Origin of the sequence: Pseudarthrobacter sp. MM222, from assembly GCF_947090775.1 — a bacterium.
Lineage (GTDB): Bacteria > Actinomycetota > Actinomycetes > Actinomycetales > Micrococcaceae > Arthrobacter.
Map to the genome: position 1 here is coordinate 2940319 of NZ_OX352321.1, position 17212 is coordinate 2957530.

Annotated in this window: 14 protein-coding genes, 1 tRNA gene and 1 pseudogene; 10 read left to right on the forward strand and 6 right to left on the reverse strand. The window is 67.9% G+C overall.

Going from position 1 to position 17212, the window contains the following annotated elements:
* Positions 1-14: 14 nt before the first annotated feature.
* From OM977_RS13395 to yidC, 4 genes are all read left to right on the forward strand, one after another.
* Positions 15-887: an FAD:protein FMN transferase gene (locus tag OM977_RS13395; RefSeq protein ID WP_264354428.1), complete on the forward strand. Its 873-nt coding sequence runs from the start codon at positions 15-17 to the stop codon at positions 885-887.
* Complete coding sequence (locus tag OM977_RS13400) at positions 884-2431, forward strand: FAD-dependent oxidoreductase (RefSeq protein ID WP_264354429.1); 1548 nt, start codon at positions 884-886, stop codon at positions 2429-2431. Before OM977_RS13395 ends, OM977_RS13400 begins: the two co-directional genes overlap by 4 nt.
* Before the next feature lie 112 nt (positions 2432-2543).
* A tRNA-Arg gene (locus tag OM977_RS13405) sits at positions 2544-2616 on the forward strand.
* A gap of 109 nt (positions 2617-2725) precedes the next feature.
* A complete protein-coding gene (gene yidC / locus OM977_RS13410; protein ID WP_264354430.1) occupies positions 2726-3529 on the forward strand; it encodes a membrane protein insertase YidC in 804 nt (267 codons plus the stop codon).
* Here the strand turns inward: yidC and OM977_RS13415 are convergent.
* The gene (locus tag OM977_RS13415; protein ID WP_264354431.1) at positions 3526-3981 is read right to left on the reverse strand and encodes an SRPBCC family protein; all 456 of its coding nucleotides are present in this window, start codon (positions 3979-3981) and stop codon (positions 3526-3528) included. The two genes, yidC and OM977_RS13415, sit on opposite strands and share 4 nt — an antisense overlap.
* Positions 3982-4108: 127 nt before the next feature.
* On the opposite strand from OM977_RS13415, the gene OM977_RS13420 reads away from it, so the two are divergent.
* Both OM977_RS13420 and OM977_RS13425 read left to right on the forward strand, forming a co-directional pair.
* Entirely contained in the window at positions 4109-5152 is a 1044-nt protein-coding gene (locus OM977_RS13420) for a M4 family metallopeptidase (protein WP_264354432.1), read from the forward strand.
* Between the two features lie 32 nt (positions 5153-5184).
* Positions 5185-5535, forward strand: coding sequence for a protealysin inhibitor emfourin (locus tag OM977_RS13425; RefSeq protein WP_264354433.1), 351 nt, complete (start codon positions 5185-5187; stop codon positions 5533-5535).
* Here the strand turns inward: OM977_RS13425 and OM977_RS13430 are convergent.
* Positions 5532-6500, reverse strand: a complete 969-nt coding sequence (locus tag OM977_RS13430; RefSeq protein ID WP_264354434.1) for a GlxA family transcriptional regulator — start codon at positions 6498-6500, stop codon at positions 5532-5534. The two genes, OM977_RS13425 and OM977_RS13430, sit on opposite strands and share 4 nt — an antisense overlap.
* Before the next feature lie 93 nt (positions 6501-6593).
* On the opposite strand from OM977_RS13430, the gene OM977_RS13435 reads away from it, so the two are divergent.
* Positions 6594-6761: a hypothetical protein gene (locus OM977_RS13435; protein WP_264354435.1), complete on the forward strand. Its 168-nt coding sequence runs from the start codon at positions 6594-6596 to the stop codon at positions 6759-6761.
* A 158-nt stretch (positions 6762-6919) separates the two neighbouring features.
* Positions 6920-10954: an ATP-dependent RNA helicase HrpA gene (gene hrpA / locus OM977_RS13440; RefSeq protein ID WP_264354436.1), complete on the forward strand. Its 4035-nt coding sequence runs from the start codon at positions 6920-6922 to the stop codon at positions 10952-10954.
* A gap of 31 nt (positions 10955-10985) precedes the next feature.
* On the opposite strand, the gene OM977_RS13445 is transcribed toward hrpA, so the two are convergent.
* Both OM977_RS13445 and OM977_RS13450 read right to left on the reverse strand, forming a co-directional pair.
* Positions 10986-11414 (reverse strand): HIT family protein, encoded by a 429-nt coding sequence (locus tag OM977_RS13445; RefSeq protein ID WP_264354437.1) that lies wholly within the window; start codon positions 11412-11414, stop codon positions 10986-10988.
* The gene (locus OM977_RS13450) at positions 11411-12568 is read right to left on the reverse strand and encodes an NAD(P)-dependent alcohol dehydrogenase (protein WP_264354438.1); all 1158 of its coding nucleotides are present in this window, start codon (positions 12566-12568) and stop codon (positions 11411-11413) included. Before OM977_RS13450 ends, OM977_RS13445 begins: the two co-directional genes overlap by 4 nt.
* Positions 12569-12964: 396 nt before the next feature.
* On the opposite strand from OM977_RS13450, the pseudogene OM977_RS13455 reads away from it, so the two are divergent.
* A pseudogene (locus OM977_RS13455) lies at positions 12965-14435 on the forward strand (HNH endonuclease).
* Between the two features lie 56 nt (positions 14436-14491).
* Here OM977_RS13455 and OM977_RS13460 read toward each other — a convergent pair.
* Positions 14492-15352, reverse strand: a complete 861-nt coding sequence (locus tag OM977_RS13460) for a sulfurtransferase (RefSeq protein ID WP_264354439.1) — start codon at positions 15350-15352, stop codon at positions 14492-14494.
* A gap of 93 nt (positions 15353-15445) precedes the next feature.
* Between OM977_RS13460 and OM977_RS13465 the strand changes: the two genes are divergently transcribed.
* Positions 15446-16528, forward strand: a complete 1083-nt coding sequence (locus OM977_RS13465; protein ID WP_264357418.1) for a PLP-dependent cysteine synthase family protein — start codon at positions 15446-15448, stop codon at positions 16526-16528.
* A 3-nt stretch (positions 16529-16531) separates the two neighbouring features.
* On the opposite strand, the gene OM977_RS13470 is transcribed toward OM977_RS13465, so the two are convergent.
* Positions 16532-17188: an MBL fold metallo-hydrolase gene (locus tag OM977_RS13470; RefSeq protein WP_264354440.1), complete on the reverse strand. Its 657-nt coding sequence runs from the start codon at positions 17186-17188 to the stop codon at positions 16532-16534.
* Between the last annotated feature and the right edge of the window lie 24 nt (positions 17189-17212).

Consider the following 17212-nt stretch of genomic DNA (forward strand, 5'->3'; position numbering starts at 1 on the left):
GTAAGGGAGGCCAGGTGGCCCATCCGGGCTGGACTGATTTCAGTTTCGACGGGATCGGTACCCGTTGGCAGATTTCCACGCCCTCCCCGATTGCCGACGGGCACCGCCGGCGGCTGCTTGGCGTCGTAGCGGATTACGACGCCGCCTGGTCCCGTTTCCGGCCGGACTCGCTGGTCGCCAGGGCAGCGAGTCAGCCGGGCAGCTATGAATTCCCTGCCGGGGCCGCCGACCTTGGCCCGCTCTACGGGACGCTGTACCGGCTCAGCAAGGGCGCCATGACCCCGCTGATCGGCGGCAGCCTGGCGCACCTCGGCTACGGCGCCGGTTATTCGCTGCGCCCTGAGGGGCCTCCGCTTGCCGCCCCCCACTGGGAGGACGCGCTGGAGTGGGACGGGACGGTACTGACCACCCGGGCTGCCGTCGTGATCGACGTCGGTGCCGCCGGGAAGGGCCAGCTGGCTGATCTGCTCTCCGCAGAGCTCCTCGCGAGCGGGATCACCGACCACTTCATCGACGCCAGCGGGGACCTGCTGAACCCCGGAACCGCCCCGGTTGAGGTGGCCCTGGAACATCCGTATGACGCTTCCCGCGCCATCGGCGTCGTGATGCTTGGCGCGGGCGCCCTGTGCGCGTCCGCGGCGAACCGGCGCACTTGGGGCGACGGGCTGCACCACGTCCTGGACGGCACCACGGGAGCGCCGGTGCACACCATTGTGGCCAGCTGGGCCATGGCCGGCACCGCGATGCTGGCAGATGCACTGGCCACGGCCCTGTTTTTTGTTGAGGGAGCCCGGCTGCGGGAGGAGTTCGAGTTTTCCTGGCTGACCGTCTACTCGGACGGACACGCGGAGTATTCGGCCGATTTTGAAGGAGCGCTGTTCTCATGACCGCCGTTATCTCGACTCCCATCGGCTCGCGCCTGGACACCGCGCTGGGCCGGCTCACGATGTACCGGCTGGTGCTCTGGGTCCTTGCCGTGCTCGCCGCCTACAGCATGCTGCTGAACGTGCTGGGCTGGCTGACCTTCGGGCTGCCGGAGATGCTGGCTCACTTGGCGCTCTGCCTCGCCCTGACGTACGGCTCCAACCGCGTGCTGGCCGCGCTGTTCCGGGTGCAGCCGCACAGCGAGTCGTCCCTGATCACCGGCCTTCTGCTGTACTTCCTGTTCTGGCCGACGCAGTTTTCCGCCGGGATCCAGCTGCTGGACCTCGCCGGCGTGGCGCTGGCCTGCGTGCTCGCTTCCGCTTCCAAGTACGCGCTCGCCTGGCGTGGCCGCCATATCTTCAATCCGGCGGCGGCCGGCGCCTTCATCACCGGGCTGACCGGACTGAACATCGCCACCTGGTGGGCGGCCACCCCCGCCATGTTGTGGCTGCTGCTGCCGGGCGTGCTGCTGGTGCTGTACCGGGTGCGAAAACTGCTCATGGCGGCCGTATTCACCGTGGTCGCCGTGTCCATCGTGGCGCTGGAGCTGATCCGGTCCGGCGCTGCCCTCAGCGAGGCACTGTGGCAGCCGCTGGCCCAACGGCCGGTGCTCTTCTTCGTCGGTTTCATGCTCACGGAGCCGCTCACCCTGCCGCCGCGGCGCTGGCAGCAGCTGGCGCTTGGCGCCGTCGTCGGGCTGCTTTTCGCCATCCCTTATAACCTGGGCTTCATCGCCAATTCCCCCGAGCTGGCGTTGCTGGTGGGTAACGCCCTGGCCTTCGCCGCGGGACAGCGCGGCGGCGTCCGGCTCCGCTTCGAGGGCTCCCGGCCGCTGACCCCGACGACGACGGAATTCAGCTTCCAGCCGGAACGTCCCGTCCGCTTCAGCCCTGGCCAGTACCTCGAACTGCACCTGCCCACTGACAAGGCGGGCGGCAAGCACGACGGAAAGGGCCGCCGCCGGGTCTTCAGCCTCACCAGCGCGCCGGGCTCCCCGGTGCTGAGGATCGGCGTCGGAACGGCCGAGCCGCTGTCCTCCGCCAAGCATTCGCTCATGACCCTGGAACGCGGCGCCGAACTCACCGCGACGACCGTGGGCGGGGATTTTGTCCTCCCCCGGGATCCGGCGTCGCCGGTGCTGTTGATTGCCGCCGGCATCGGCATCACTCCCTTCCTGGCCCAGCTTGCCGCGGGGGCAGCACGGGAGCGGGATGTTGTGCTGCTGTATCTCGCCAAAAACGCCGGGGAGCTCGCCTACACCGAGGAACTGGAACGCTCCGGCGCCCGGATCCTGGCCCGTCTCGCGGACGGTTCGGCGCCGCCGTCGTTCATGCAGGATGCCGGGAGGGGCAGGATCGACGGGGAGGCCCTGAAGGCGCTCGTGCCGGACATCGGCGACCGGACAGTCCTGGTTTCCGGTTCGCCGGCCAGCGTCCGCTCGCTCCGCGGCGCCGCGCGGGCGGCCGGCGCACGCAGGGTTCACGTGGATTCCTTCGCGGGCTACTGAACCGCCTTCGGGAAGGGCGCTCCACGCGACATGAACGCGCCGATTTTCCCTTGGGGCCCTCCTTCCTGCTAAGCTCTAGGACGTCCCGCCGGTAACGGCAGGGCCCCTGATTGCCCTCGTAGCTCAGGGGATAGAGCGTCTGCCTCCGGAGCAGAAGGTCGTTGGTTCGATTCCAATCGAGGGCACAGCCAGGAACCCCCTGGAATCCACTGGATTCCTGGGGGTTCTTTTGTGTGTACCTGACTGCCCATACTGGTGGAAAGGCCGCGCCGCGGGCCGCCGGAGGGGGACCGTATGGACTGGGTTAACGAGATGCTGTTTCCGTTCCGGTGGCTGGTGTCCGCCATCATGGTGGGACTTCATGACGCCCTGGACGCCGTCGGCATGCCGGCGGCCGACGGCTGGACCTGGACCCTCGCCATCATCGGCCTGGTGCTGGTGATCCGTGCCGCGCTGATTCCGGTCTATCTGAAACAGCTCAAGGCCCAACGGCGCATGCGGCTGCTGCAGCCGGACCTGAAGGAGCTGCAGGACAAGTACAAGGGGCAATCCGATCCGCTGTCGCGGCAGGCCATGGCCCAGGAACAGATGGCCCTGTACAAGAAGCACGGCACCAACCCGTTCTCGGCGTGCCTGCCCCTGCTGATCCAGGTGCCGTTCTTCTTCGCGCTCTTCACGGTGCTGTCAGGCATTGCGTCCGCTGCCGCCAGGGGCGAGGGCCTCGGGGCGATGAGCCCTGAGCAGGTGGTGCAGTTCGAGGAGTCGAGCATCTTCGGCGCCCCGCTGTCCGCTTCCCTGCTCCACGGAAGCGGCGGGAATCCCGTCAGCGTGACGGTGTTGACCATTCTGATGATCCTTGCCATGACGGCAGCGCAATTCGTCACCCAGAAGCACATCATGGCCAAGAACTGGTCCGATCAGCCCCTGCCCGGCCCATTTGCGATGCAGCAAAAGATGTTGCTCTACATCCTGCCGATCGTCTTCGGCGCGGGCGGCATCATCTTCCCCATCGGGGTCTTGATCTACTGGACCACCACCAACCTGTGGACCATGGCGCAGCAGTTCGTCCTCGACCCGCGGGCGCCAGAGAAGGCTTAGCTCCGGGACTCCGTGATTTTCTTGAGCCTGGCCAGGGCCAAGGGCCAGGCGGCGTTGAACTCGGCAACGAACTCATCCTCGCTGTCAAGCTCCACGTCCACGGTGGTTACGCCGTCCGCTTCCCTGAAGGCATAGCTTTCGTGGGTCCCTATGAAGGACTTCGCCGCGTCGCTCCTGGTGTCGTCGGTACCGTCGATGATCTGGCCGGTGTAGCGAAGAGAGATGAACTCGTGCGGCCTGCATTCCTCAACGGTCGCTATCATCCCGCCGAGCTTGCCGTCGTCGTCCGGGCCCAGGAAGCGGATTTCGCCACCCTTGTCCCAACCGCCCTCGTAGTAGGAACCGCTGTTGAACACGCTGGTCCATTCCCGGTAGCTGGCGTCGTCCAGCATCGTGGACCACACGTCGGGGGCGGGAGCATTGATCTTCACCGAATACCGCAATTTTTCCATGCGCGATTCTACGTCCGGGCCAGCGGATCGGAACAGGGCCGGGCGCCGCGCCGGGACCGCCACTGCCAAATGTCGGAGCCCGCTCGTAGGCTGTTCGCATCGGCAGCGAAGCATAAAGGGGTCTCACATGTACTGCTCCATCATCCCTCCGTACCTGCTGCGCCGGCTGGCGGCGCAGCGTGAACCAGCATTCTCCGGGGCGGCCCGGGCCGCGCGGGAGGCACTGCTCCATGTCAAGAGCATTCAGTCGTCCCGCACCGCCCCCGCCCCCGCTGCTCCGCCGGGCATGCGCGAGCTCAAGCCCGCGGCGCCCGATCGGACGGTCTACGATGCGAAATTCTCGGAGCAGCTGCCCGGCTCCGTGGTGCGCAAAGAGGGCGAGCCAGCCACCGGCGATCCCGCCGCGGATGAAGCCTACGACGGTCTCGGGCACACCCACCGGCTCTACGCCGAGGCATTCGGCCGCAACTCCATCGACGGCCAGGGACTTCCGCTCGTCGCCACCGTGCACTTTGGCCGGTTGTACGACAACGCCTTCTGGGACGGCCGGCAAATGGTCTTCGGCGACGGCGACGGGCAGGTCTTCGAGCGGTTCACGAAGTCCCTCAGCGTCATCGGCCACGAGCTTGCCCACGGCGTGACACAGTACTCCGCCGGCCTGGTCTACCGGAACCAGGCCGGCGCCCTCAACGAGTCCCTGTCCGACGTTTTCGGAGCGCTGGTTGAGCAGCATGTGCGGAAACAGTCGACGGCGGAGGCCAGCTGGCTGATCGGCGAGGGTCTGTTCACGGATCAGGTCCAGGGAAAGGCACTGCGCTCCATGAAGGCACCGGGCACCGCGTACGACGACGACGTGCTCGGCAAGGATCCCCAGCCGGACTCGATGGACGACTACGTCCGCACCAGTGCCGACAACGGCGGCGTGCACATCAACTCGGGGATCCCCAACCGCGCGTTCTGCCTCGTGGCCACGGCCCTCGGCGGCAACGCCTGGGATGCGCCGGCACAGATCTGGTACGAGACCCTGACGGGCGGAGCGCTGGCGCCAAATGCGACCTTCCGCGCGTTCGCCAAGTCCACCGCAACGTCCGCCGCGGAACTCTTCGGAGCCGAATCGAAAGAGCATGACGCCGTACGCTCGGCGTGGGAAACTGTGAAGGTAAAGCTCTGAGAGTCCCAGCTCCATGAAAATGGGAAGTTTCCATGAAAATCACCGTCCAGCGCAGTGGCGGCATCGCAGGAATGAAGCGGACCTGGTCCGTGCTCGCGACGCCCCCGGAGGACAAGGACCTCTGGCAGCCGCTCGTTGAGGCGTGCCCCTGGGACGAAGCCTCCAAGACCGCCCGGGAAGCCGCCGGGAACCAGGCTGACCGCTTCCTGTACAACATCCGCGCCGGCCAGCGCCGCGCCACCCTGCCCGAGCGGGCGGTCACCGGACCGTGGCGCGAACTCGTCGACCACGCCCGGGCGGCCGCGGAGTCAACGCCGTCTGCACCCGGCGGGCGGCCGGGCGGCCGGCCGCCGTCGGGCAGCCTGCTGGATCCGGGGGCCTAAACCGCCTCGACCAGATGGCCCCGGAAGGTGCGCCGGTAGGACTGCGGGCTGGTGTCCAGCACCTTTGCGAAGTGGTGCCGCAGCAGCACGGAGTGACCGAAGCCGGATTCCCGGGCTACCTCGTCGATGTTGAGGTCCGTGGTCTCCAGCAGTTCCTGGGCCCGCAGGACGCGCTGGGAGTTCAACCAGGCGGCGGGAGTTGCACCTGTCTCCGACCGGAATCGCCGGGCGAAGGTCCGGGGCGACATATGGACCCGGGCGGCGAGTTCGTTGACGGAATGATCCTCTTCCAGGTGCCGGACCATCCACTGCAGCAGCTGCTCCATTGGTTCGGAGCCGCAGGCCGGGATCGGCCGGTCGATGAACTGCGCCTGGCCGCCGTCGCGGTGCGGGGGAACCACCATGTCCCGGGCAATGCTCGCCGCCACGTTCGCACCGAATTCCACCCGGACCAGGTGCAGGCACGCGTCGATGCCTGCGGCCGTTCCCGCGCTTGTGATGATCCGGCCGTCCTCGACATAGAGGACGTTTTCATCCACGAGGGCTGCAGGGTACTGGCTGGCGAGCTCCTCGGAGTAATGCCAGTGGGTGGTGCAGCGGCGGCCGTCCAGCAGTCCCGCCCGGGCCAGGGCAAAGGCACCGGAGCAAATCGACATCACCCATGCGCCGCGGGCGTGCGCGGCACGCAGGGCGTCCAGCACGGATTCGGAGAGGTCCTCGTCGCGTCCGTAGGGGGTCATGATGACCAGGTCGGCGTCGGCGGCGGCCTCGAGACCCAGCCCCACATGCATCGTCAGCCCGGATTTGAGCGGGACATCACCGGGCTCCGGGGTGCAGACGCGGAAGTCGAACGCGGGGACCCCGCTTCCGCGGGCCGAACGGTCGATGCCGAAAACCTCAAAGGCGGTTGCAAACTCGAAGACCGAGAAGTTGGGGACCACGATCATCGCCACTGAATTGATCATGACTCCATTCTGACAGAAACAGTGGCAGAAATTGTACCTTTTTGGGCATTTCTGCCACTTTTTTTGTCTGGCCGACAAGAGAACCATGGAGGTATGGAACTCCTCGGAATAGCCCTCATCATCCTCATCATCGCCGGCCTTGCAGCCACCGTTTCGGTCCTCCGCAACGACGGCCGGGGCCACATCCCCCCGGTCCGCTCGGAGGACCCCTGGTCCGCTTTGGACCTTCCCAGCACCAACTACACTCTGCGGATCTTCTGAGCGCCGCCCCCGAAATCGTCCGGCCCGTCCGGACCCCGCCACCAGTTGCCCGGCCCCTTGGGTCCGGGCAGCGTTATGTTTCCCGGGGGTTGCGGGCCCGGCCTGCCGGCGGAACGGCAACTGTCGCCGTCGGCAAGCCCAGTAGACTGTTCCCAGCCATGACACTGCATATTTCCTACCCCGCCGAACTGCCGGTTTCCGAGCGCCGCGAGGACCTGATGGCCGCCATCGCGGCCAACCAGGTCACCATCATCGCCGGCGAGACCGGTTCCGGTAAGACCACTCAGATCCCGAAGATGTGCCTGGAGCTTGGCCTCGGCGAGAACGGCCTGATCGGCCATACCCAGCCGCGGCGGCTGGCGGCGCGCACCGTCGCCGAACGCATTGCCGAGGAACTCGGGGTCGAAATCGGCCAGGAAGTGGGATTCCAGGTCCGCTTCACCGGCGAGGTCAGCCGGTCCACCAAGGTCAAGCTCATGACCGACGGCATCCTGCTGGCCGAGATCCAGCGCGACAAGCTGCTGCGCAAATACGCCGCCATCATTATCGACGAAGCGCACGAGCGCAGCCTGAACATCGACTTCATCCTCGGCTATCTCAAGCGCATCCTGCCGCAGCGGCCGGACCTGAAGATCATCATCACCTCCGCGACGATCGACCCGCAGCGTTTCGCCAAGCACTTCGGCAGCGACGAGGAACCCTCGCCGATCATCGAGGTCTCCGGGCGCACCTACCCGGTCGAGGTCCGCTACCGGCCGCTCTCCCAGCCTGCCGCCGGGCCCGCGGCCGACGACGAGGGAATCCCCGCCTCCGACGACGAGCTCGAAGAAGACCGCGACCCGCTGGACGCGGTGTGCGACGCCGTCGACGAACTCGCGCTGGAAGCCCCCGGCGACATCCTGATCTTCTTCTCCGGCGAGCGGGAGATCCGGGACGCGGCGGAGGCGCTCAACGGCAGGATCCAGTCCAACCGGAGGCTCGCCGGCACCGAGGTGCTGCCGCTTTTCGCCCGGCTGAGCCTGCAGGAGCAGCACAAGGTCTTCCACCCGGGCAACAAACGCCGCATTGTGCTGGCCACCAACGTCGCCGAAACCTCGCTCACGGTCCCGGGCATCAAGTACGTCATCGACACCGGTACCGCCCGCATCTCGCGCTACTCGCACCGGACCAAGGTCCAGCGGCTGCCGATCGAGCGGGTGTCCCAGGCGTCGGCGAACCAGCGCTCCGGCCGTTGCGGCCGTGTGTCGGACGGGATCGCCATCCGGCTCTACTCCGAGGAGGACTTCGAGTCCCGGCCGCTGTACACCGATCCCGAGATCCTGCGCACCAACCTCGCCGCCGTCATCCTGCAGATGACCGCCATGGGCGTGGCCCGCGGCCCCAAGGACGTCGAGAACTTCCCGTTCGTGGAACCGCCGGACTCGCGCGCCATCAACGACGGCGTCACCCTCCTCCGCGAGCTCGGCGCCCTCACCGCAGCCCGGCCGCAGGAACAGGCGGACGACGACGCCGGACGCCCCGGCCGCCGTCCGGCGGGCGCCGCTGCCGGAAGAAACGGTGGCGGACTGACCGCCGTCGGGCAGCAGCTGGCCCAACTCCCCGTGGACCCCAGGCTCGGCCGCATGATCGTGGAGTCCGGCCGGCGCGGCTGTGTCCGGGAAGTCATGATTCTCGCGGCCGCCCTGACCATCCAGGATCCCCGCGAGCGCCCGACGGACAAGCAGCAGCTCGCCGCGGAGAAGCACGCGCGCTTCCGGGACGAGAACTCAGACTTCACCGGCTTCCTGAACCTGTGGAACTACATCCAGGAAAAGCAGCAGGAACTCTCCTCGACGCAGTTCCGCAGGCTCTGCCGCACCGAGTTCATCAACTATCTCCGCGTCCGGGAGTGGCAGGACCTGTTCGCCCAGCTGCGCCAGCTCGCCCGGCCGCTGGGCATCAGCCTGGACAACACCCGGCTGGCCGATCCGGTGGGTAAGCATGAGAGCATCCACATCAGCCTGCTCTCGGGCCTGCTGAGCCACATCGGCATCCTCGACGAACGCAAGCGCGAGTACGTCGGCGCCCGGGGCACCCGCTTCGCGGTCTTCCCCGGCTCGGCCTTGTTCAAGAAGTCCCCCACGTTCGTGATGTCCGCGGAACTCGTCGAGACGAGCCGGCTTTGGGCCCGGGTGGCTGCGAAGTTCGATCCGCTCTGGGTCGAGCAGGTGGCGCCGGACCTGGTCAAGCGCAGCTACAGCGAACCGCACTGGTCCAAGAAGATGGGCTCGGTGATGGCCCATGAGAAGGTCACCCTGTACGGTGTGCCGATCATTCCGAGCCGCCGCATCAACTACGGCAAGGTGGATCCGGAGCTGAGCCGCGAGCTCTTCATCCGGCATGCACTCGTCGAAGGCGACTGGCAGACGCACCACAAGTTCTTCCACCGCAACCGCGCCCTGCTCCATGAGATCGAGGAGCTCGAGGCGCGCATGCGGCGCCGGGACATCCTGGTGGACGACGAGGCGCTGTTTGAGTTCTACGACGCGCGGATCGGCAAGGAAGTCGTCTCCGAACGGCACTTCGACAAGTGGTGGAAGGAAGCGCGCCAGCAGGACCCTGCGCTGCTGGACTTCGACCAGGCGCTGCTGATCAGCGAAGACGCCGACGCCCTGGACGACTCGGCCTACCCGCAGACCCTGCTGCACAAGGGCTTCGAGCTGCCCCTGACGTACGAATTCCACCCGGTGGCCCCCGGCTCGCCGCCGAACCCGTCCGACGGCGTCACCGCCGAGGTTCCCGTGCTCTTCCTGAACCAGCTCGACGACGCCGCCTTCCGCTGGCTCATCCCGGGCCAGCGCGTGGAGCTTGTCACAGCCCTGATCAAGTCACTGCCCAAACAAGTGCGCAAGAACTTTGTGCCCGCTCCGGATGTGGCGCGCCAGGCCGTGGCGGCGCTGGAGGCCGACTTTGATCCGGCCACCGATGAGCTGGAGCCCTCGCTGGAGTTGGTCCTCCGCCGGATCCGGGGCCAGGTCATCCCGCCGCATTCCTGGAACTGGGACGCCGTGCCACCGCACCTGCGGGTCAGCTTCCGGGTGGTGGACCCGCGCGGCAAGGTCTTGGACGAGGACAAGGACCTCTCGGCGCTGCAGGAGCGGCTGGCCCCGGCCACCCGTCGGGCGATCGCCGAGTCGCTCGGTGCCACCCCGGGCACCACCGCACCGAAGGCCGGGACGCAAGCGGGCGGGAAAGGCGGACCGTCCGGTCCGTCCCGGAACGCGGGGCCCGACGGCCGAGCCGTGGCGGCGAACGGGGCAGACGCCGTCGGCTCCACCGGGTTCACCGAGAAGTCCGGTCTCACCGACTGGACTGTCGGTACCGTGCAGCGCCAGGTCCAGGGCACCGTCAAGGGCCACACCGTCACGGGCTATCCCGCGCTCGTCGACGCTGGCAGCTCCGTCGCCCTGCGGCTCTTCCAGACCAGCTCCGAGCAGGAGCAGGCCATGCGCGGCGGCGTCATCCGCCTGCTGGCCCTGAAGGTCCCGCCGCCGGACCGTTACGTCCTGGAGCACCTGAACAACACCGAGAAGCTGACCTTCAGCCAGAACCCGCACGGTTCCGTGTCCGCCCTGATCGCGGATTGCGCCCTCGCCGCCATCGACAAGCTGACGCCCGCGGAGCTGCCCTGGGATGAGGCCTCATTCAAGGCCCTCTATGAAAGGGTTCGCGCCGAGCTCATCGACACCGTCTTTACCGTCACCGCCGTCGTCGAGCGCATCCTGGCGAGCACCCGGCGGATTGATAAGCAGCTCAAGGGCACGACGAGCCTGGCCCTGATCAGCGCCCTCAATGACATCAAGAGCCAGCTCGAGCAGCTCGTGTATCCCGGTTTTGTGGCACGCACGGGCTACGCCCAGCTCAGTCAGCTGCCCCGCTATTTGGCAGCCATCGAGAAGCGCCTCGAGAAGCTTCCGACCAACTTGCAGCGCGATGCCCAGCACATGGCGGCGGTCCAGGCCCTGGAAGACGACTACGACGACGCCGTGTCCGCCCTGCTGCCCGGCCGCCGGGCCGGGGCGGAATTAACCCAGGTCCGCTGGATGATCGAGGAGCTACGGGTGAGCCTGTTCGCCGTCGAACTGGGCACGGCTTATTCGGTCTCGGAAAAGCGGATCCGGGCAGTGCTTAATAAGGCGCTGGCGCCGGTCTAGCCTCCCAGGTTCCTAAGGCGTGCGCGGCGCCTCAGGCGTCCGGTACGTGCTCCGCGTGGCCCGCCTTGCGGAGGCCTTCGCGGAGTTTCTCCGCGTTGGCATCCAGCTTTGCGGGCTCGGGGTGGTGGTCCGCGGAGCCGAAGTCGAAGTCCGCCATCGTGTTGGACGGCCAGACGTGCACGTGGAGGTGGTTGATTTCGTAGCCCGCCACGATCAGCCCGGCGCGGGCGGCATCGAAGACGTCCACCTGGACGGCGCCGATTTTCTGGGCCACCCCCATGACCCGCGCCAGCAGCTCCGGAGGAGCGTCCGTCCAGCGGTCCACTTCCTCGGTGGGCACCACGAGGGTGTGGCCGTCGGCCAGCGGGCCCATGGTCAGGAACGCCACCACGTCGTCCTCGCGCCAGACGAACCGGCCCGGGATCTCACCGTTGATAATCTTGGTGAAGAGAGTGCTCATACGTCCGCCCTTTCCGAAGGTGACCCCAGGGTGCTGGCGTCCAGTACAAAACGGTACTTCACGTCACCGGCCACCATGCGGTCGTAGGCCTCATTGAGCTGATCCGCCCGGACCACCTCGACGTCGGACACCACGCCGTGTTCGGCGCAGAAGTCCAGCATCTCCTGGGTCTCGGCAATCCCGCCGATCAGCGATCCAGCGTACGCGATCCGGCGCCTGATCAGGGCGCCCGGGTTCACCGGGGGCATGTCCTCCGAGGGCAGACCGAGCTGGAACAGTGCCCCGTCCACGCGCAGGGTGCGGAAAAACGGGTTCAGGTCGTGCGACGCGGCCACGGTGTCGATGATGACGTCGATGCTCCGGTTCGCGGCCTCCATCGCGGCAGCGTCGCCGGACAAGATCACGTCGTCGGCACCGAGTTCCCGGGCCGCGGCAAACTTGGACTCTGAGGTGGTGAAGACCTTGACCTCGGCGCCCATCGCCTTGGCGAGCTTGACCGCCATGTGCCCGAGCCCGCCCAGGCCGACCACGCCGACGACGTCGCCCTCCTCGACCTCGAAGTGGCGCAGCGGCGAGAAAGTGGTGACGCCGGCGCAAAGCAGCGGCGCCGCGGCGGCGGGGTCAAGGCTTTCCGGGACCCGCAACACGTAGCGGCGGTCCACCACGATGGAGCTGGCGTAGCCGCCCTGAGTGATGGTGTCCGTGTTGCGGCGGTCCTTTGCGCCGTAGGTCCCGACCATGCCGTTTTCGCAGTACTGCTCCAGCCCGTCCAGGCAGCTGTCGCACTCGCGGCAGGAATCGACGATGCAGCCGACGCCCACCCGCTCCCCCGGCGTGAAGTCGTCGACGGCGGAACCCACACGGCTCACCCTGCCTACTATCTCGTGCCCGGGAACCAGCGGGTAGTTCTGGGTGCCCCACTCACCGCGGGTGGCGTGGACGTCGGAGTGGCACAGCCCGCAGAACTCGATGGCGATCTCGACGTCGTCTTCCTTCGGCGCGCGCCGCGTGATGGTCAACGGAACAAGACCGCTGCCGGTGGCAGTGGCACCATAGGCGGCGGCAAGGCGGGGGGCGACGAAAGCCTCGGACGGGGCGTCGACGGTGGGCAGCGGCTTGGCGAGGGGCGGCGGTACGGGGCTTCCAGGAGTCATGCCTCGACGCTACCCCCGGTATCCGGAACATGGCCAATTTTCAGCGCCCGGTCAGATGCGAAGCGGCGGGTGGCGCGGGGCGGGTCGCCATCCTTGGCTATCGACCCCTCCCACGCGGCATCATCCATCCCTAATGAGCCCAGAGGCCGAATCTCTTTTGTCAGAGGTGCCTGATGAACTGTCACCATGGACGGCAGCCCGGGGCCCGAAGTGGATCGGGCAGCAGGCGGCGGCACGGGACTCGCCACCGCTGGACGCGGCGCGACCATCAAAGATGGTACCCGCCTGCCCGCAACGGACTGCCTTTTCCTTCCCGACCCGTGGCGACTCCGGCTTCAATTCCGACGCAGGCTGGCGACGCCGCTTTTTGTCTGAGGTGCCTGATTAACTATGACCATGGACGGCAATCGGAGGCCCGAAGTGGTTCGGGCAGCAGGCGGCGGCACGGGACTCGCCACCGCTGGACGCGGCGCGACCGTGACCGAAGCCGCCCGGCGGCCTGCTACCTTGAGCCCTTCCCGTCCCGACGCGAACCTTGACGCCGTCTGCGCTGACGACTACGCCGAGGCCGCTGCGGGGCTGATCGATCGGCTCCGCGAGCTCGAGGACCGGAAGTCCGCCTTGTCCGCGGAGCAGGCCCGGATCGCGGTCACCCTGGACCTGGTCCAGCGCCGGGCCCGGCTCGCGCAAGGCATCCCCGCCAACCAACTGGGTGCCGGCGTCGCCGCGCAGATCGCGCTCGCCCGGCGTGAATCCCCCGCTAAGGGCGGCCGGCTGCTGGGCCTAGCAAAGGCCCTCGTGATCGAAATGCCGCACACCCTCGCCGCGCTCGAGACCGGCCAGTTCAACGAATGGCGCGCCACCCTTCTGGTGCGCGAGACAGCGTGCCTGCCCGCGGCGGACCGGGCCGCCGTCGACGAGGAACTGGCCGCCGACACCGGAACCTTCACCGGCGCCGGCGACCGCGCGATCGTGGCCGCGGCCCGGGCCGCGGCATACCGGCGGGACCCGCGGTCCGTCACCCAGCGGGCAGCGCATGCGGCCGCCGACCGGCATGTCAGCCTCCGTCCCGCGCCGGACACCATGACCTATCTGACCGCGCTGCTGCCGGTCGCGGAGGGCGTCGCGGCCTACGCCGCCCTGTCCCGGCACGCCGACGCGGCACGCGCCGGCGGGGACCCACGTAGCCGCGGACAGCTGATGGCGGACGCCCTGGTCGAACGCACCACCGGCAAGGCAGGCGGGATCAGCGGCATCGAAAATCCAGCTCGTTCTGACCGACCGCACCCTCCTCCAGGGCGACTCCGAACCCGCACGGCTTCCCGGCTACGGCATCGTCCCCGCCGGCTGGGCCCGCGAACTGATCAAGGGTGACGGCTCCGGCCCCGGCTCGGGCAACCCCCAGACCTGGCTGCGGCGGCTCTACACCGCACCCGGCACCGGCGACCTCGTCGCGAGGGACTCCCGCGCCCGGCTCTTCCCCACCGGGCTCCGACGCTTCCTCCAGACCCGCGACCAGACCTGCCGCACCCCCTACTGCGACGCACCGATCCGCCACATGGACCACGTTCTCCCCTGGGCCGACGGCGGGCAGACCACCGCAGCCAACGGCGCCGGGCTCTGCGAAGCCTGCAACCACACCAAAGAAATCCCCGGCTGGACCAGCCGCCCACGCCGCGGACCGCGCCACACCATCGTCCTCACCACCCCCACCGGCCACAGCTACCACTCCACCGCGCCACCCCTACCCGGCACGCCACTGACCGGGGATGCGCCCGACCTCTCCGCCCACTCCCACCGGAAGGAAGTCCGGCACCGCGCAAAGACACGAAGACGGCCACGCCCCGCAGTACAGCCGGCGGCATAACAGTGCGCGGCTCGATGGTGTTCCCCAACTCCGGCGGCTCCCCAGCCCGGAGGCATCTAGTCCGCCGCGGTGCCGTCGGCATAAGGTGCCGCCCCGGTCACGACCTCATTCGAGGGATTGTTGGACCATTCCGAGAAGGATCCTGGGTAGAGCGCGGCGGGGAACCCCGCGACGGTGAGTGCCGCGATTTCATGGGCGGCCGTGACACCCGACCCGCAATAGACAGCAGTGGGAACGCCGGGCCGCACGCCCAGGCTGGCGAAGCGGGTCCGCAACTGTTCGGCCGGCAGGAACCGGCCGTCGTCGCCGAGATTGCCGGTAGTGGGGGCACTCACCGCACCCGGGATGTGGCCGGCGCGCGGGTCCACAGGCTCGATCTCACCGCGGAAACGTTCGCCGGCCCGGGCGTCGAGCAGCACGCCCTGTTGGGCCCAGGAGGCCGCCTGCCCGGCGTCGATCACTGGCATGGCGCCGTCCGAGAGAACGACGTCCCCGGCCTCCGCCGGCTGTTCGCCGGTTTCCGTCTCGTAGCCGGCGGCGCGCCAGGCCGCCAGTCCGCCGTCGAGAAGATAGGTGTCCGTGAGACCGGCGTTCCGGAGCATCCACCAGAGCCGCGCTGCGGCCATGTTGCCGCTATCGTCGTACGCGACGATGACGTCGCCGTTACGGACGCCCCAGGCTCTGACCGACGCTAGGAATTGCTCCAGCGGCGGGAGCGGGTGGCGGCCGCGGGCCGGGTCCGCGGGGCCCGCCAATTCTGTGGCCAGATCCACGAAGACTGCGCCGGGAAGGTGTTCCTTCAAATAGTGTTCGCGTCCATGCGGATCGCCGAGGGCCCAGCGAACGTCCAGCAATACGGTGCGGCGGCCGCAGTCCAGCCGCTCTTTCAGGGAAGCTGCGTCCATAAGAGTCTGCATCTGCCAACTCTATCCATGCGGGCCGGGCATTCCTCAGGGCATCGTTGGCATCTGGCGGCCGCCGGTAGGCTTGGTGCCGTGACCAGAGAGACCATGCAGGACCGGGCCTGGGCCGACGAGGCCATCCGCCGGATCAACGCCGAAAACAACCGCTCCGCCGACACCCACCTGTACTCCGTACCGCTCCCGGAACACTGGGGCGTCCAGTTGTACCTGAAAGACGAGTCCGCCCACCGGACCGGCAGCCTCAAGCACCGGCTGGCGCGCTCACTGTTCCTCTTCGGCCTGGTCAACGGCTGGATCAAGGAAGGCGCCACGATCGTTGAGGCCTCGAGTGGCAGCACGGCCGTCTCGGAAGCCTACTTCGCGCAGCTGCTGGGCCTGCCGTTCGTCGCCGTCATGACCCGGACCACAAGCCGGGAAAAGATTGCGTTGATCGAACAGTTCGGCGGCTCCTGCCTGCTGGTGGACCACCCATCCGAGGTCTATGAGGCCGCCGCCGACCTGGCCAGGAGCCGCAACGGCCACTACATGGACCAGTTCACCTATGCCGAGCGGGCCACGGACTGGCGCGGCAACAACAACATCGCCGAGTCGATCTTCGGGCAGCTCGCGCTCGAAGAGCACCCGGTTCCCAGCTGGATCGTCGTCGGCGCCGGGACCGGCGGAACCAGCGCAACCATCGGCCGGTACCTCCGCTACCACCGGCACGACACGAGGCTGGCCGTCGTCGACCCGGAGAACTCCGCGTTCTACCCGGCGTGGCTGGAGTGCCGCGACGGCGGGGCGGTTTCTTCGAACGCCACCGGACTTCCCTCGCGGATCGAGGGCATCGGCCGGCCCCGAATGGAGCCAAGCTTCGTCCCGGCCGTGATCGACCACATGATCCAGGTCCCGGACGCGGCGTCGGTGGCGGCTATGCGGCACCTTCAGCGCTATGCGGGGCTGCACGCGGGCCCGTCAACCGGCACGAACCTCTGGGGCGTATGGCAGCTCATCGCCGGGTTGATCGCGGAGGGCCGCCGCGGCAGCGTGGTGTCCTTGCTTTGCGACGGCGGCGACCGGTATGCGGGCAACTACTACAACCCGGAGTGGCTGCAGTCCCAAAAGCTTGACCCGGACCCCCACGAAGCCACGCTCGGCGAGTTCTTCGCGACCGGCGTGTGGCCCGCCTAGGCCCTAGACCTCCACCGAGTCCCCGCTGGAGAGGTGCCGGTATTCGGTGCCGTACTTCGCCCCGATCCTCGTGACATGGCCCTCGACGAGGCCCAGTCCGCCCTCGTTGAGCAGGCCGTCATGAATTGGGAACGCGTGGGGCGCCCGGACGCCGATCACGAAGTCCACTACCTCACCCACCTTGTTCCAGGGCGCATGGATCGGCACGAGCAGGGTCTGGACCCCGACGCCGTCGGGCACGACGAAGGAGTCTCCCGGGTGGTAGACATTGGAATCCACCAGATAGCCGACGTTCGCCACCACTGGAATCTGGGGATGGATCAGGGCGTGCTGGCCGCCGAAGCTCTGAATCGCGAACCCCGCGGCGTCGAACGTCTCCCCTGGCGCCACGGTATGGATCCGGGCCCCGGCGTCGGGCGCCTTCTCGCGCAATTGCGCCGCCACTCCGCCCGGCGCAAAGAGCTGCAACGAGCCATCGCCCAGCAGGGCGGCAACGACGGCTTCGACGTCGATGTGATCCGGATGCTCATGGGTGATCAGCACGGCGTCCGCGCCAGCCAGCGCCTTGTCCGTCTCCGAGAGGTTGCCCGGGTCGAACACCAGGACCTTGCTGTCTTTTTCGAGGCGGACACACGCATGAGTGAATTTCGTCAGCTTCATCGGGCCAGCCTAGGGATCCGGCGT

Coding starts and splice junctions, on each gene's coding strand:
- OM977_RS13465 (WP_264357418.1), top strand. CDS start 15,446: ATGCAGGACCGGGCCTGGGCCGACGAGGCCATCCGCCGGATCAACGCC.
- OM977_RS13415 (WP_264354431.1), bottom strand. CDS start 3,981: ATGGAAAAATTGCGGTATTCGGTGAAGATCAATGCTCCCGCCCCCGAC.
- yidC (WP_264354430.1), top strand. CDS start 2,726: ATGGACTGGGTTAACGAGATGCTGTTTCCGTTCCGGTGGCTGGTGTCC.
- OM977_RS13400 (WP_264354429.1), top strand. CDS start 884: ATGACCGCCGTTATCTCGACTCCCATCGGCTCGCGCCTGGACACCGCG.
- OM977_RS13450 (WP_264354438.1), bottom strand. CDS start 12,568: ATGACTCCTGGAAGCCCCGTACCGCCGCCCCTCGCCAAGCCGCTGCCC.
- OM977_RS13430 (WP_264354434.1), bottom strand. CDS start 6,500: ATGATCAATTCAGTGGCGATGATCGTGGTCCCCAACTTCTCGGTCTTC.
- OM977_RS13445 (WP_264354437.1), bottom strand. CDS start 11,414: ATGAGCACTCTCTTCACCAAGATTATCAACGGTGAGATCCCGGGCCGG.
- hrpA (WP_264354436.1), top strand. CDS start 6,920: ATGACACTGCATATTTCCTACCCCGCCGAACTGCCGGTTTCCGAGCGC.
- OM977_RS13435 (WP_264354435.1), top strand. CDS start 6,594: ATGGAACTCCTCGGAATAGCCCTCATCATCCTCATCATCGCCGGCCTT.
- OM977_RS13460 (WP_264354439.1), bottom strand. CDS start 15,352: ATGCAGACTCTTATGGACGCAGCTTCCCTGAAAGAGCGGCTGGACTGC.
- OM977_RS13470 (WP_264354440.1), bottom strand. CDS start 17,188: ATGAAGCTGACGAAATTCACTCATGCGTGTGTCCGCCTCGAAAAAGAC.
- OM977_RS13425 (WP_264354433.1), top strand. CDS start 5,185: ATGAAAATCACCGTCCAGCGCAGTGGCGGCATCGCAGGAATGAAGCGG.
- OM977_RS13420 (WP_264354432.1), top strand. CDS start 4,109: ATGTACTGCTCCATCATCCCTCCGTACCTGCTGCGCCGGCTGGCGGCG.